17 protein-coding genes and 1 tRNA gene are annotated in these 14,195 nt (G+C 65.3%); 4 read left to right on the top strand and 14 right to left on the bottom strand.

All coding sequences use genetic code 11. The features are described from left to right. Nucleotides 1–2: 2 nt before the first annotated feature. Both ETR14_RS25725 and ETR14_RS25720 read right to left on the bottom strand, forming a co-directional pair. The gene (locus ETR14_RS25725) at nucleotides 3–245 is read right to left on the bottom strand and encodes a hypothetical protein (RefSeq protein WP_129390881.1); all 243 of its coding nucleotides are present in this window, start codon (nucleotides 243–245) and stop codon (nucleotides 3–5) included. 20 nt (nucleotides 246–265) lie between these two features. Then, a complete protein-coding gene (locus tag ETR14_RS25720; protein ID WP_129390878.1) occupies nucleotides 266–892 on the bottom strand; it encodes a phosphatase PAP2 family protein in 627 nt (208 codons plus the stop codon). Between the two features lie 252 nt (nucleotides 893–1,144). On the opposite strand from ETR14_RS25720, the gene ETR14_RS28615 reads away from it, so the two are divergent. Both ETR14_RS28615 and ETR14_RS25715 read left to right on the top strand, forming a co-directional pair. Continuing rightward, complete coding sequence (locus ETR14_RS28615; RefSeq protein ID WP_165356617.1) at nucleotides 1,145–1,315, top strand: hypothetical protein; 171 nt, start codon at nucleotides 1,145–1,147, stop codon at nucleotides 1,313–1,315. Nucleotides 1,316–1,487: 172 nt separating this feature from the next. Further along, the gene (locus tag ETR14_RS25715; protein WP_129390875.1) at nucleotides 1,488–2,510 is read left to right on the top strand and encodes an acyltransferase; all 1,023 of its coding nucleotides are present in this window, start codon (nucleotides 1,488–1,490) and stop codon (nucleotides 2,508–2,510) included. A gap of 31 nt (nucleotides 2,511–2,541) precedes the next feature. On the opposite strand, the gene ETR14_RS25710 is transcribed toward ETR14_RS25715, so the two are convergent. From ETR14_RS25710 to ETR14_RS25685, 6 genes are read right to left on the bottom strand one after another with little or no spacing between them, the layout of a single operon-like run. Next, the gene (locus ETR14_RS25710; RefSeq protein ID WP_129390872.1) at nucleotides 2,542–2,973 is read right to left on the bottom strand and encodes a nuclear transport factor 2 family protein; all 432 of its coding nucleotides are present in this window, start codon (nucleotides 2,971–2,973) and stop codon (nucleotides 2,542–2,544) included. A gap of 27 nt (nucleotides 2,974–3,000) precedes the next feature. Then, entirely contained in the window at nucleotides 3,001–3,495 is a 495-nt protein-coding gene (locus ETR14_RS25705; RefSeq protein ID WP_165356616.1) for a YdeI/OmpD-associated family protein, read from the bottom strand. A 34-nt stretch (nucleotides 3,496–3,529) separates the two neighbouring features. Continuing rightward, nucleotides 3,530–4,420 carry an alpha/beta fold hydrolase gene (locus ETR14_RS25700; RefSeq protein WP_129390866.1) on the bottom strand — a complete coding sequence of 297 codons (891 nt, stop codon included), beginning with the start codon at nucleotides 4,418–4,420 and terminating at the stop codon, nucleotides 3,530–3,532. Between the two features lie 30 nt (nucleotides 4,421–4,450). Continuing rightward, a complete protein-coding gene (locus tag ETR14_RS25695) occupies nucleotides 4,451–4,894 on the bottom strand; it encodes a RidA family protein (RefSeq protein ID WP_206185921.1) in 444 nt (147 codons plus the stop codon). Next, nucleotides 4,884–5,780, bottom strand: coding sequence for a PD40 domain-containing protein (locus ETR14_RS25690; protein ID WP_129390863.1), 897 nt, complete (start codon nucleotides 5,778–5,780; stop codon nucleotides 4,884–4,886). The genes ETR14_RS25695 and ETR14_RS25690 overlap by 11 nt, the downstream gene beginning before the upstream one ends. Further along, nucleotides 5,777–6,736, bottom strand: coding sequence for an arginase family protein (locus tag ETR14_RS25685; protein WP_206185920.1), 960 nt, complete (start codon nucleotides 6,734–6,736; stop codon nucleotides 5,777–5,779). The genes ETR14_RS25690 and ETR14_RS25685 overlap by 4 nt, the downstream gene beginning before the upstream one ends. Nucleotides 6,737–6,860: 124 nt before the next feature. Here ETR14_RS25685 and ETR14_RS25680 point away from each other — a divergent pair, with 124 nt between their 5' ends. After that, complete coding sequence (locus ETR14_RS25680) at nucleotides 6,861–7,730, top strand: LysR family transcriptional regulator (RefSeq protein WP_165356615.1); 870 nt, start codon at nucleotides 6,861–6,863, stop codon at nucleotides 7,728–7,730. 90 nt (nucleotides 7,731–7,820) lie between these two features. On the opposite strand, the gene ETR14_RS25675 is transcribed toward ETR14_RS25680, so the two are convergent. Both ETR14_RS25675 and folK read right to left on the bottom strand, forming a co-directional pair. Then, nucleotides 7,821–7,896 (bottom strand) — tRNA-Lys (locus ETR14_RS25675). 13 nt (nucleotides 7,897–7,909) lie between these two features. Further along, complete coding sequence (gene folK, locus ETR14_RS25670; RefSeq protein ID WP_129390857.1) at nucleotides 7,910–8,419, bottom strand: 2-amino-4-hydroxy-6-hydroxymethyldihydropteridine diphosphokinase; 510 nt, start codon at nucleotides 8,417–8,419, stop codon at nucleotides 7,910–7,912. 23 nt (nucleotides 8,420–8,442) lie between these two features. On the opposite strand from folK, the gene ETR14_RS25665 reads away from it, so the two are divergent. After that, on the top strand, nucleotides 8,443–9,123 hold the full coding sequence (locus tag ETR14_RS25665) for a uracil-DNA glycosylase (protein ID WP_129390854.1): 681 nt from the start codon (nucleotides 8,443–8,445) through the stop codon (nucleotides 9,121–9,123). A 10-nt stretch (nucleotides 9,124–9,133) separates the two neighbouring features. Here ETR14_RS25665 and ETR14_RS25660 read toward each other — a convergent pair whose 3' ends face one another. From ETR14_RS25660 to ETR14_RS25645, 4 genes are all read right to left on the bottom strand, one after another. Continuing rightward, complete coding sequence (locus ETR14_RS25660; protein WP_129390851.1) at nucleotides 9,134–11,365, bottom strand: xanthine dehydrogenase family protein molybdopterin-binding subunit; 2,232 nt, start codon at nucleotides 11,363–11,365, stop codon at nucleotides 9,134–9,136. Beyond that, nucleotides 11,365–12,348 (bottom strand): xanthine dehydrogenase family protein subunit M, encoded by a 984-nt coding sequence (locus ETR14_RS25655; protein ID WP_129390849.1) that lies wholly within the window; start codon nucleotides 12,346–12,348, stop codon nucleotides 11,365–11,367. Before ETR14_RS25655 ends, ETR14_RS25660 begins: the two co-directional genes overlap by 1 nt. Further along, complete coding sequence (locus ETR14_RS25650; RefSeq protein ID WP_129390846.1) at nucleotides 12,345–12,854, bottom strand: 2Fe-2S iron-sulfur cluster-binding protein; 510 nt, start codon at nucleotides 12,852–12,854, stop codon at nucleotides 12,345–12,347. Before ETR14_RS25650 ends, ETR14_RS25655 begins: the two co-directional genes overlap by 4 nt. Before the next feature lie 142 nt (nucleotides 12,855–12,996). Continuing rightward, nucleotides 12,997–14,067, bottom strand: a complete 1,071-nt coding sequence (locus ETR14_RS25645; RefSeq protein ID WP_129390843.1) for an aspartyl protease family protein — start codon at nucleotides 14,065–14,067, stop codon at nucleotides 12,997–12,999. Nucleotides 14,068–14,195 lie beyond the last annotated feature (128 nt).

The following is a 14,195-nucleotide window of genomic DNA, read 5'->3' as shown; positions in this document are numbered from 1 at the left end:
CCTCAGGGATTGAAGCGCGGCAGATTGGCCTGTTCCGGCTTGTCGCTGTCGCGCACCCGGGTCACGCCGTCGCCGTCGCCGACCTCCTCCCTCACTTCGTCGCGCGCGCCGATGTCGCGCTGCAGATTGCCGTCGTGCGAACCGCCGAAGGCGGGGCCGCCCTCCATCTCGTCGATGATCTCGCTGTCGTCGGTCTGGCGGGCCGTCTCGGCGCGATCGGCGCCACGCTCGTTGCGATCGCTCATTGTCGCTCTCCTTCGGCCGGTCAATGCGGGCGGGGAGCAGACGTTCCCTCGTCGGCCCGAGCATCGAACAGGCGCACGAGGAGCAGTGTCCAGGCTGCGCCGAGTGCCCAGCCCCCCATCACGTCGGACGGCCAATGCACCCCGAGCACCGGCCGCGTCAGGCCGATCAGCGCGGCGAATAGGAGTGCGGCGAGGACGGCCGGGCCCCGCCATCGCGGCGGCGCGACGAGCAGCGCGAGGGCAAGCCCGAGGGTCATCGCATTCGCGGAATGGCCGCTTGGAAAGGCCATGGAATTGACCTCGACCAACCGGCCGTGAGGATCCGGGCGGGCCCGGTCGAACAGCTCCTTCAGCAACTCGATGAGGCCCCGCTCGCTGAGCAACACGCCGATCAGGAGCAGAGCGCGCCGGCGCGCGCCCCGGAACAGCAGCCATGCCGCCGCGGCGAGCGTGATAGGGATGACGCTCGTCCAGCTGCCGAGGTGAGTCAGGAGGCGCGCGGCCGGAACAAGCTCTCCGCGCTGAGCGAACAGGAGAAGAGTACGATCCACCTGCGATTCCGGGCCGCCCCTCAGGAACATGCAGGCGAAGACGATCAGGAGGGCGAGGATCGGCAGCCACATGGCTGGTGGGGAGAAACGGCGCATGGATCGGCTGTTGCCTCAACCCGCGTTCGTGTCCAGCGCGATGGCCGCGACTCGGCACCGATACTGCAGATTACCGGAGTTGTACGAAAACACTTTGTGACCGATTCATGGGCTCAACATCGCGGCGCCGTGCACCACAGCCTCAACAAAGGAGGTGAACGGAGGCGGCGTAGCGACGAGTCATTTCCGTTAGACATTTCGGAAACGATTCAATCTATGTTAGTAACAGATATCGCTGGGGAGCGGGGTCCGATGGAATCAAACTATCGTTACTACCAACGTCGCGCGAACGAGGAGCTTCGCGCCGCCTCGCGGGCGATTACGCCGGAAGCGCAGGCACGGCGCCAGGCGCTCGCCGCGTCCTTCTCCAAACTTGCCGAGCAATATCAGGCGGGCCTTGCCGGGACTCTCGTCCACGGTTGATGCGCCGCCGCCGGTTCGCTGAACCGGATCGCCGGCGAAAGCGCTGCCGCAGAACGCGCGCGCTGAGATCACGGGCTTTTTCAGGAAACCACGACGTTTCGGCCTGAACCGGGCGCCTTGTGGCGCTTGCACCCTTGCCGTCCCGCTGCAACAACCTTGCCGGGGAGCAGCGATGGACGCGTCATCGATTACCAGTGTCGGCACCGAAAGGCCGCGCCTGATCGGTCTTCAATATCTCCGCGCCGTCGCGGCTTTGGAAGTGGTGATTGCCCACGCCCTGTTGGCCGGGCACCTGCGAACGCCGGTGCCGGCATTCGGCGTTCCTCTGTTCTTCGTGCTGAGCGGCTTCCTGATGGTCGCGATCACCGATGGCGGCTCGCGTCCCTGGCCCTTCTTCAAGGACCGGCTGATCCGGATCGTGCCGCTATATTGGATCGCGACCAGCGCGTTCGCTCTGTTCATGCTGGTGCGACACGGGCTCGATCCCGTCCACGCGCTCGCCTCCTATCTGTTCATCCCGGTCGGTCCGCCCGGCTTCGGTGCGCGTTTCTACCCGATCCTCAACGTCGGCTGGACGCTGAACTACGAAATGCTGTTCTACGCCGTGTTCGCGTTGCTGCTGATCTTGCCGCGAAAGGCGCTGCTGCAAATTTTGACTCTGCTGTTCGCCGGCGCAGCGGCGGCGTCATTCTACATCCCGCCGGATCAGGCGCCGTTCGCCTTCTGGTGCAATCCGCTGATCCTGCAATTCCTCGCCGGCGCCTGGCTCGGCCGTTTCTGGTTGCAGGGGAGGTCGATGGCCGTTCCGCTGCTGGCCTGCGTCCTCGTCTTCTTCCTGCTCGGGCTTGCCACCGGACGCTTACGCGACGCCCTGTGGCTCGGCCTCCCTTGCACGCTGCTGGTGATCGCGACCTTGGAGCTCGAACGCAGCAGCGCTTTTGCGCGCCCTATCGTCCCGCTGCGCTTCCTTGGCGACGCGAGCTATTCGATCTACCTGTGGCACATCTTTGCGATCATGGCGGTCGACGTGGTTTGCCGGCGGATCGGAGCCCCCGGCTGGACGATCGCTCTCGCCGGCACCATTGGCGGCGTTGCACTGGGCGTGCTGAGCTATCTATTCCTGGAAGCTCCGCTGCTGCGTGTCCTGCGACGCAGGCGCTTTCGGCACGCCATTGCAGTGCCGGCCGGTCCGTGAACGCACGTTCCGATCGATGTGACGCGTGTATTCAGACGATTTGCCGAGGAGGCGCGTCGCCAAATACCATTTCCTGACCACTGCGTGTGTCCATATATTCGCGTATTCTACTTACCTTCCCATCGCTCATTTCGAATACGAAGACATAGTCATTCCTGTAGGGTCTCCCGTTCGCCAAAACCGCTATGTGCCTTTGTTCAAAGACGACGCGATCACCCTCTGCGGTTACGGAGATTGGCTCGATTTCGAGACCGCTCGAGAATAATCTGCGCATGTCGTTGAGCAGGAACGACGAGATCGCCTCCTTGCCGATCATGTGATCGGTAACGCCGAGGGCGACCGCCGTCGAATTCCGCTTCGGCGCTATCCACTCGACATCGTCCGTCAGCACGGCGTGTATGCTCGCGGCATCGCGCGATGCGAACGCGCTCCACACATTCGCTGCCGCCTGTTTTGCATCCATCGTCATCCCTCCCTTGACTGTCCTGGATCAGTTCCAGTCACGCGCCATGAAGCGCTCTCTTGCGCCGCCAAGGATGCGCATCAGGCGTTCGATGTTTCTTGTCTTCGCCGCGTCGGATTTCAGCCTCGCTAGGTAGCGTAGCACCTCTTTCTGCAGGCTTGGCGCAAGCGATATCCACCGGGCCTTGGCCGCAGGACTGATCTCCAGGCCGGCTGCGAACGCGGGAGGGATGGTGTGCTGAGGCCCGGTCTCATAATCGGGATCGAAGCTGACACAGACCGTCACGACGTCGCCGACCTTTGCTCCGGCCTGCTCGCGCAGGTCGGCGTTCAGGTAGAGGTAGAAGCTCCCGTCGCCTGCAGGCATCATATTGATGCGCCGCGCGGGGACTGGTTTGTCGTCAAGCTGGACCAGCACCGGCATCGGCTTGCGCCAGCCAAGTCGGATTCCCTGCGCACGCTCAGCGCTCACCAGCACGAAGGGATTGATTCCGCGAATCTCGATCAACGCTTCGAAGAGCACTGGCAGCACTCCTCTCGGCGGCATTCCCTGACGCTCACTCGCGCGATGCTCTGATCGACCGCAGGAACGGCCGGATCAAGCCTGCGACCTCGTAGAGGTGCGTTTCCAACAGCCAGTGCCCGCCGCCCAGCAAGTGCAGTTCGGCTTCGGGGAGATCGCGCAGGTAGGCTCTGGCAGAGCCTTCCGGCATGTAGCCGTCGTGCGGACCCCAGACGATCAACGTCGGCGGCCGGTGCTCGCGCAGATACGCCTGATACCTTGGAAACCAGGCCAGGTTTTCCTTCAGCCCCGCGATCAGTTGAACCGCGATCGCCCTGCGCTGCGGTGTCATCACCGACCAATGCAGTTCCCAAAGGTCCGGCGGGATTCGGGACGCGACATCGTCTGCCACTTCGTTCAGGAACTCGTCTTTGAAACCGTCCTTCGTGACGGCATCGCCGAGCCTCTCTTTCGCCTCCGGCGACGGATCTTCGAAATAGGCCTGGAGGGGAGCATATTTGGGGCCGAGCTGATCCTCGTAGATGTCGCCATTCTGAATAATCAGCCCCGTGATCCCATGGGGATTTCGGATCGCGAAGCGCAATCCGATCTGCGATCCGAAATCATGGAGGTAGAGGGCCAACCTCCCCACGCCCATTGTTTCGCAAAACCGTTCCAGGAAGCGGGCATACCCATCGAAGCTGTAATCGAAGTCGGCGGGAGTATCGCTGTAGCCGCAGCCGGGGAAATCAGGCGCGATCAGGCGCCACGCATCGCCGAGTAGCGGCATGAGATTTCGGAACTCGTAGGAAGAGCAAGGGTAGCCGTGCGGCAAAAGAAGCACGGGCGCATCCTCCGCACCGCACTCGCGGTAGAAGATGGTACAGCCATCCACGGTCAAATAGCGATGCCGCACGGGGCTGGGGATCACTTCGAAATTCATCATCGGCGTCTTCTTTCGCTCCTCCGTGCCTGATCAGCTGCAGGCAATCGCATCGATCTCGAGCAGCCATGCCTCCTCGAAGATTTCTGCGATCACCACGGTGATTGCAGGCGTGGCAGACCCCAGCAGTTCAGCCCTGATACGGGTATTCTCTTCGCGAAAGCGCCGGTCGCTCAGGTAGATCGTGACCTTGGCGAGGTCCGCGACGTGCATGTCCGCACGGCGGAGCTGCGTCAGAACATTGGACCAGGCGAGGCGCGCCTGCGCCGCGAATTCCCGCGGCGCGTGCCCGTCCCCGTCCGTCGGTGTCTGGCCGCTGATGAACAAGATCCGGGATGCGCCTTCGATCCGCCAGGCCTGAGCATAGCTGGTCGCAGCAGGATCGATCGGCTGCCCCCTGTGCGGCCGCGCCGCCGCGCATCCGGCCAGCGAGAGCATTGCGGCGGTGGCGGAACGACGGGAGATTTCACCGGTCATAAGGCCCCTCGGCGCAGGGCGATGGCCAAGATCGCGAGCCCTTCGGGTCGAGACTGTGGCGGAAGATCTCGCCCGACCGATCCCGAGTGGCCTGGGCAAAGAGGAGCGCGCCTGAATCCGGCGAAAGCAGCGGCCCAACCTGGAAAACGTGCGGATCGGCCGGGACCCGCCCGACTTCCCTCCACCCGCTCTTCGTTGCTTTGAACCGGTACAGGTGCGATCGATCACCGCGATCGGCGACCAGGATCAAGGTGCGACCGTTGCGAGATATCTCCGCTTCATATTCATTCCCGGGGGTATTGACGGGCGCACCCAGGTTGCGGACGCCCCAGCGGCCGCCGGGACTCCGTTCGGCGACATAGATGTCGCTTTGACCATGTCCGCCGGGTCGGCTCGAGCCGAAGTAAAGACGACCGGACAGGTCGGCGCGCGGCAGAAGCTCGGCGTTTGGAGAATTGACCGGCGCCGGCAGGCGTTCAGGCTCGCCCCAAAGCCCCTCGGACGATCGTGCAACGTACCAGATGTCGAAATCCTCGTTCTCAGGATCATGCCGGGCCGAAACGAAATAGAGCCCCTTGCCATCTGGAGTGTAGCCGGGATCTGCCTCGATTGCCGGTGCGGGCGCGGCAAAGGGAGGCGGAGCAGGCGGCGTCCAGCGCCGATGTTCACAGCGCGACATCAGCAGGCGCCACTTCGTGAAGTTCTCGTCCGCAGACAGGTAGACGAGTTCCCGTCCGTCGGTCGAGAATGTCGGAGTGGCTTCATAAGCGGCAGTCGACAGCTGGGGCGGAGTCCAGATCACGGGGGCGGCTTTGCTGCCGGCCAGTGCGTATGCCGCAGCTGCCGAGAATATCCCGGTAAGCGCCGCAGCCGGCAGGCCCCTCATATTGCAGCTTTCAGGCCGGCGAAGCCACGGGCCATGCACGCCACGATGTCGCGCGCATAGGTGCCGCGCGGATCAAGCTCTGGATCGAAGATGGCGATATCGGCGCCAATCACGCGTCGCTCCCCGACCAGTCCGGAGATAAGATCTGCCAACTGTGAGAAGGTCAAGCCGGGAGAGCCCGGCGAGTCAACCGCCGGCATCACGCGTTGGTCGAGCACGTCGAGATCGATGTGCAGCCACATCGGCCGGCGCTCGCCATCTACCGGCGAAAGGGCGCCGCGAACGGTCTCGGCTATGCCGCGCTTCAGGACGCCCCTGACCGGGAATCGCCGAACCTGCGTTCGAAGGATATCGCCATAATCGGCATCGGGCCTGAGCTTCTCCCGCTCGCCGATCTGGATGACAAACCGATCTTCGACAAGCGCCTCGCCATTCCAAGGGGCGAGCAATGGCTCTCCTCGTCCGGTTGCCAGGGCGAGATCCATGCCGGCCGCGCTGCCTAGCCGTCCCTCGCTGTCGTAATTGCCGGGATGATAGAAGTCGCTGTGTCCATCGACATGAAGGAGACCGATCTTCCCGATCGATCGCCCGCCCAGCAGGCCGCCAAGCATGATGCTGCAATCGCCGCCGACTACCAGGGGGAACGCGCCGCTCCGCAACACGCCTGCGACCTGCGCACCGAGCAGTTCACTGAAGGCGCGAATGGCGTGGCCATTGCGGATCCGGGTGCCGGCCTCCTCGTCAAAGCGATAGGAAGGACGATCCATCTGGATGGTCCGGCTCGCCCCGATAGCGTCGGCTAACCCGGCAGCCTTCAGCGCCTTCGGTGCTCGCCAGGCTCCAGGTTGTTGATTGGCCACGAGCGGGCGCAGGCCGAGATTGCTCGGCGCCATGATGAGATGCACTCTTTGTTGCGGCGCTTTCGCCACGACGGCACTCAGCGCGGGAACGGCCACAAGAAAGGTGCGGCGAGTCAGGGCAGCGGTGAGCACTCTCATCGCACTTTGTTTAGAGCTGCGGGGAGCACGGCCATAACGATGATAGTGGCTGTGATTTCAATCTGCGCTTAAGATGGCTGGGATGAGCTTTCGATCCCCACCGCTGGAGACGCTGCGCGTGTTCGAGGCTTGCGCACGACATGGAAGCTACACGCGTGCGGCCGCTGAACTCGGTTTGAGTCCCGCCGCGGTGAGCCAGCGGATGCGGAACCTCCACGCTGAACTCGGTACCGCGCTGTTCCATCGGAGCGGGCCGCGCGTCGCCTTGACCGATGCGGGGCAACGGCTTGCGGGAAGGGTCCGCGAAGCGATGGCGCTACTCGCGGCCGCGGTGGCGGAATGCGCCGACCCGAGGATCCTCAGGGTCAGCGCCACGCCGACCTTTGCATCGCGCTGGCTCGCGCCTCGCCTGACGAGCTTCACCGAACCGCACGGCCTTGCGGTCGCGATCGATCCCGCGATCGACCTGCGCGCGCCCGGCAGTTTCGATATCGCGATCCGCAGCGGGTTCGGAGATTGGCAAGGCTATTCGGCGACGAAGCTTTTTCCGCTCGATCGAACGCCCCTGTACAATCCACGAAGCTATCGGGACCAACAGATTGAGGCTCCCAGGGATCTGCTCGAGTGCCAATTGATCGAGAGCGACGACTGGCCTTCATGGTTCGAAGCTGCTGGAGTGCCGTTTTCGGGCCATCGTCAGGGGACCGGAGTACGGTACCCGACCCAGGACCTGGCCGGCACGGCAGCGATCGAAGGCGGGGGTGTTGCCCTGCTTTCGCCGCGATTGTTTCAGAGCAGCATTCTCGCAGGCCAGCTCGTTCAGCCCTTCGACGTCATCCTCAGCGGACCCGAAGCCTATTGGTTGCTGATCGAAGAACGGGAAGCGAGGCGATCAGTCCTCGCCTTTCGCGATTGGCTTGCGACTGCTTGCGCAGCGAACCGGATAGAATGATCGCCGCCGCACCGCCAGGTCGGAACATTGGAAGCCCGGTTGGCCTGTGAACCTCCGAGGGACCGGGGTGAGACGGTCTAGAACGAGGTCTGGTGGGCCCGCCGGGACTCGAACCCGGAACCTCTCGATTAAAAGTCGCTTGCTCTACCGATTGAGCTACGGGCCCGCGGGCGTCCCCCCTAGGAGGGGCGGCAGCCGCGGTCAACGGGGGAGGCGCGGCGGAGGCGGTGAAACAGCTGCCGGACCGTCGCGCCGGTCAGCGGATCTCGCCAAGCTGGCGCGACCGCGGCGAGCGGCGCGAGCACGAAGCTGCGCTTACGGAATTCGGGATGGGGAATGATCACTGCACCGTCGGCCCACCAGCCTTCGGACCAGAGGATGATGTCGAGATCGAGCACCCGCGGCCCCCAGCGCCGTCCGGCCCGGCGGCCGAAGGCGCGTTCGACGCTCTTGAGCCGCCGCAGCAATTCGGGCGGTGCCAGATCGGTTGTAACGCGCGCGGCGGCATTGGCGAAGCCGCGGCCGGCCGGGCCGAGCGCCGGGGTGGAGCGGATCCGCGACAGACCGTCGACGTCGAGCCCCTCCGCGGCGAGCGCGCGAACGGCCGCCTTCAGCGTCTCGGCCGGTGCGCCATATCGCCCATGCCGCCGGTTCGAGCCCAGCGCCACCAGGTAACTTGTCTTCGCCATGAGGCGCCGCGTAGACGAGCGCGATGATCCCGCCTAGCCCCGCCGCCCTCCCGCGAAGCCCCGTCGCCGACGTCGAGCCGCCGCACGATTGTCCGTTGTGTCCGCGCCTGGTCGCGTTCCGCAACGGCCTCCGCGCCGAGCATCCGGACTGGTGGAATGCGCCGGTGCACGCCTTCGGCGATCCCGACGCATGGATCGCCGTCGTCGGACTCGCGCCCGGCATGCACGGTGCCAACCGCACCGGACGGCCGTTCACCGGCGATTTCGCGGGCATCCTGCTCTACGAGACCCTGCTTAAATTCGGGCTGGCGGAGGGGGTCTACGAACAGCGGCCGGACGACAGCCTGCGGCTGAAAGGGGTGGCGATCGTCAACGCCGTGCGCTGCCTGCCGCCGCAGAACAAGCCGACGCCGGAGGAGATCGCGACCTGCCGATCCTATTACAGCCTGGCGCTCGACCGGCTGCGCAATGCCCGCATCCTGATCGCGCTCGGCCAGATCGCCCACCAGTCGGCGGTTCGAACCGCGGGCGGCCGTCTTGCCGACCACAAGTTCGGCCATCTCGCCGAACATGCGCTTCCCGATGGTCGGCTGCTGATCGATAGCTACCATTGTTCCCGCTACAACCAGAATACCGGTCGCCTCACTGCCGACATGTTCGAGCAGGTCTTCGAACGGGCGCTGGCCGTGCGGGACAGGCGCTAACATCGGCGCATCAGATTTCCGGTAGCTCCGGCAGGATCTTGTCGAGGGTCAGCGGATAATCGCGCACCCGCACGCCGCAGGCATTGTAGACCGCGTTGGCGATTGCGGCGCCGGCGCCGGAAATGCCGAGTTCGCCAAGGCCTTTGGCATGAAGCGGGTTGGAATGCTGATCGCGCTCCGGGACGAAGAAGACTTCGAGCTGCGGGACGTCGGCATTCACCGGCACGTGATATTCGGCAAGGTCGCGGTTGACGAGCTTGCCGTTGCGGCTGTCGTGCACCAGCTCCTCGGTCAAGGCGGCACCGATGCCGAAGGTCATGCCCCCGAGGCATTGCGATCGCGCCGTCTTCTCGTTGAGGATGCGGCCGGCCGCGAACACGCCGAGCATGCGCCGCACGCGCACCTCGCCCGTGACGGCGTTGACTCCGACTTCGGCGAAATGGACGCCGAACGAGGCCTGTGTCACTGCATCCTTCTGTTTGCCCGGGCTGATCGTGCCGATCGCCTCGATGCCGTCGCCGACCAGTTCGGCGAGCGGCGCCGACCGGCCCCCGCCACTGGCGACGCCGTCCCTGAGGCTGATCGCTTCGGGCGCGACTCCAAGCTTCTTGGCGAGCTGGCGGCGCAGCTCTTCGCAGGCGAGATAGACCGCCGAGCCCGAACCGCACGCCCCCCAGGAACCGCCGGAGCCACCCGAGGCCGGCATGTCGCTGTCGCCCATGCGGACGTCGATCGATGCGGGATCGAGCCCCAGCAATTCGCCCGCGACCTGCGAGAGGACCGAATAGGTGCCCGTGCCGATATCGGTCATCGCCGTTTCGATGATGGCGCGGCCGCCGGCATCGATCCGCACCTTCGCTTCCTCGCTCTGCAACAGGTTGCTGCGCGCAGCGGCGGCCATGCCCATGCCGACCAGCCACTCGCCTTCGCGGCGTGCGCCCGGGCGCGGGTTGCGCGTGTCCCAACCGAAACGCTCCGCGCCGAGGTCGAGGCACTGGCGCAGGGACCGCGTCGAGAAGGGCACATTCTTTTCGGGATCGACCAGCGGCTCGTTGCGCCGGCGAAGCTCGACCGGATCGATGCCGATCCGCTCGGCGAGCATGTCCATCGCCGCCTCGAGCGCAAGCATGCCGGAGCCTTCGCCGGGCGCGCGCATCGATCCGGACAGAAGCAGGTTCAGGCGAACCTGATCGTGGGTGATGGTCCGGTGCTCGCCGGGGTAGAGAAAGTGCGTGCCGATCCCCGCCGGTTCGAAATAGTCCTCGTCGGGCAGGTTGGACACCAGGCTTTCGTGGCCGATGCCGATCAGCCGGCCATTGGCGTCGGCGGCCAGACGGATACGCTGCTCGGTGTTCGAGCGGCGTACGGTGGCGTCGAACACCTGCTGGCGCAGCATCACCGCCTTGATCGGGCGGCCGAGCCGCCTCGCGGCGATCGCCGCCGCGGCGCTTTCGGGCGAGATGCCGAGCTTCGAGCCGAAGCCGCCGCCGACGAAGTGGGATATGATGCGAACCTTGTCCTTGGCGACACCAAGCGCGTCTGCGAGCTGCATCGCGTCCTTGGTCGGGATCTGATAGGAACCGTAGAGGGTAAGCTTGTCGTCTTCCCACATCGCCACGGAGGCATGTGGCTCCATCGCCGCCGAATTCTGGCTCGGGGTGGTGAAGGTTTCGTCGAGGGTGAATGCCGCCTGGGTCATCGCCTGTTCGAGGTTGCCCTGACTGAAATGCGCCGGCGTGTTGTTTTCGGGCGGAACGTCGGTCTCGTGCTTGTGGGCGGCGAAATCGAAGCGGCCTTCGCCATCCTCGTAGTGAACCGGCAGCCGGATCGCGGCGTCGCGCGCCGCTTCATAGCTTGTTGCAAGCACGATCGCGATCACCTGGCCGAAATAGGCGATCTCCTCCACCCCCTGGGTGGGCGCCTGGGTCTCGCCGCCCTGCCCGGGATTGCGCAGGAAGGTCTTGAAGTCGGTTACGACGTCCAGCACGCCGGGAAGCGACGCCACCGCATCGACGTCGATCGAAACCACCCGTCCGGCGCCCTGGCGGGTGCCGACCAGCACGCCGTAGGCCATGCCGGGGAAGCTGTATTCGGCCGAGTAGAAGGCGCGGCCGCTGACCTTGAGCGGTCCTTCGTAGCGGTTGAGCGGCTTGCCGATGACGTTCTGCGCGCCGATGTCGAGCAGGCTGGTCGGCTGCGGCTTGTCCATCCGCAGGCTGTTGGTGTGGCCCGATCCGAACATCAGGATTCCTTCGTCAAATCGTGGAGGGTGGCGATCAGCACGCGTCTAGCGAGCGGGATCTTGAAGTCGTTATCGCCGAAGCCCTGCGCCGCCTTCACCAGAACATCGGCCGCCGCTTCGAACAGGCCCCGTCCGGGCGCCTGACCGACGAGGATCGCCTCCACGGCGGGATCACGCCACGGCTTGTGCGCGAGACCGCCGAAGGCGAGGGCGGCCGCCGCGATCCGGCCGTCGCGAATGTCCAGCACGCCGGCGACGGAGACCAGGGCGAAGGCGTAGGACGCGCGGTCCCTGACCTTGCGATAGACTTGCCGGCCGGGGGGCGGCGGCGGAAGCTCGATGTGGGTGATGAGTTCGCCGGGTTCGAGAATGGTCTCGATGTGCGGCGTGTCGCCCGGGAGCAGATGAAAATCGGCGATCGGGATGCGTCGGCGGTCACCATCGGGCTCCAACGTAACCACGGTCGCGTCTAGCGCGCGCATCGCCACCGCCATGTCGCTCGGATGGGTGGCGATGCAGTGCGCGCTGGTGCCGAGGATCGCATGGATCCTTGTGGCACCGCCGATTGCGGAGCAGCCGCTGCCCGGCGCGCGTTTGTTGCAGGGCATGGCGATGTCGTAGAAATAGTAACAGCGGGTGCGCTGCAGGAGGTTGCCGCCGGTACTTGCCTTGTTGCGCAGCTGCCCGGTGGCGCCGGCGAGCAGCGCCCGGCTCAGCACCGGATAGTGGCGTAGGACGTGCGGATCGGCGGCGAGATCGCTGTTCGGCACCAGCGCCCCGATGGTGAGGCCGCCGTCGTCGCGGAGCTCGATCCGGGCGAGATCGAGCCGGCTGACGTCGATCAGCCGCTCCGGGGTCTCGATCTGCAGCTTCATCAGATCGAGCAGATTGGTTCCGCCGGCGATGAAATGCGTGTTCGGCGCCTGAGCGCTCGCGACCGCCTGCTCGGGACTGTCGGCGCGCTGATAGTCGAATAGCTTCATGCGCTCTTCTCCGCGTCGATCCCGCTCACTTCGGAAATCGCATCGACGATGTTGGGATAAGCGGCGCAGCGGCAGAGATTGCCGCTCATCCGCTCGGAAATCTCCGCCTGATCGAGCACCACCTGCTCGAGATCGGCCGAGACGTGGCTCGGCCAGCCCTTTGCGACTTCGTCGAGCATGCCCACCGCCGAACAGATCTGCCCCGGCGTGCAATAGCCGCATTGAAAGCCGTCATGGCGCAGGAACGCGTCCTGCATCGGGTGCAGCGCGCCGGGCGCGCCAAGCCCCTCGATCGTGGTGATTTCGTCATCCTGGTGCATCACGGCAAGCGAGAGGCAGGCGTTCACCCGCCGGCCGTTGACCAGCATCGTGCAGGCGCCGCACTGGCCATGGTCGCAGCCCTTCTTGGAACCCGTCAAGGCGAGGTGCTCGCGGCAGAGATCGAGCAGGCTGGTGCGGATGTCGGGCTCCAGCTCGTAGGCTTGTCCGTTGATGGTGAAGTGCATGCGTGTCCCCGAGCTTGCGCGCTCGGCCCGAGCGGCTTTCAAGGCAAACTCGCGACTGCGGACGGAGTTGCTATGGACGTTCGGTCAGGTCGCCGTCCGGGGGGCGACGGCGCCTATCCTGCGCGATCTCCGGCACGCCGCTTCAGCGTCCGCACACTGCCGCATTGCGATTTGAGGACAGTCGCGTCGCTGCCGCGGAAGGCGCCGTGCTGATCGTCACGGACTGCGCGGCACAGCGGCGCAGCTGAAAGCGTGCCTTGCGGTCTTTGAAGTCCAGCGAGACTCGTCGGAATGTCTCGAGCAGATCCGATCCCAGCAGCAAAGCCGGCTGCTTGGACAGGCCGAACACTTCGAAGGGCGGCACGTCGGCAAAGGCCATAGGTACGTTGCGCAGGGTCACCGCGCCGAGCTGAAGCTCGGGGATCGTGGCGAAATCCAGTTCCACGTCGGTGCCGGTGACGCCCGTCGCGGTGACCTTCTGGATCTTGCCGCGCATGCGCCGGACGAACTTGTCGCGAAGCGCAAGATTGCCGATCGTGACCTGGGTGCCGGTGTCGATCACCGCATCGAGGGCGAGACCGGCGGCCTTGACGTGGGTGAGGATCAGCTGTCCCCGCCGCAACCGGCCGGTGACCACGATCTCGCCGGGCTGCGCTTTCCACTTCTTGGTCGCATCCTCGACCCTGATCTGGCGCTTCTCGAAATCCATCATAAGACGCTGACGAACGAGCGCGTCGATCCCGATCATGCCCGCGCCGCCAAGATCCCGCTCGCGCAGGGCCGGTAGTTCGAGATCGGTGATCGTGGTCGATCCGAGCGTCAGCGCCGCCACCTTGACCCGGTCGACCACGTTGCGATCGGTCATGTTGTTGAGGAGCACCGGCCGTCCCAGCGGCAGCTCGAGCTCGCGGGCGATGCGCAGCCCGACGACCGACGTGTCGGCGCCGCTGTCGACGATGAAGTGATAGGGGCCGCGGCCATTGACCCGCACCTCCACCGTCAGCCGCGTCTCGACCTTGCGGGCCTCGATTTCCTCGCCGCCGATTTCGAGACCGTCGTCGATCGCCGCGGGCGGGAGAGGCGGCATGTTGGGAGGCGTCGCGGGAGCGGGACGTGGCTTGCCGATCCGCGGCGGCGCGGCCGTTGCGTCGCACGGGCCGACCAGAATCGATCCAGCCAGCGCGAATCCGAGGACGAAGACGTTGCGCGCCATGTCGCTTTCCCTGTGGGGACGCTCGGGTCGAGAATATCCCTATGGGCGTCTGCCCGCCACCTTTAATCCCGTCCCATCGGCTTGTTCAGCGTCCCTGGAGCGCGCGGACCAGCCGCGGGAAAGCGGCG

This window comes from Sphingosinicella sp. BN140058, from assembly GCF_004135585.1.
Classification (GTDB): Bacteria; Pseudomonadota; Alphaproteobacteria; order Sphingomonadales; family Sphingomonadaceae; genus Allosphingosinicella.
The sequence above is the reverse complement of the archived record's forward strand: the minus strand, read 5'-3'. Positions and strand labels throughout refer to the sequence as shown.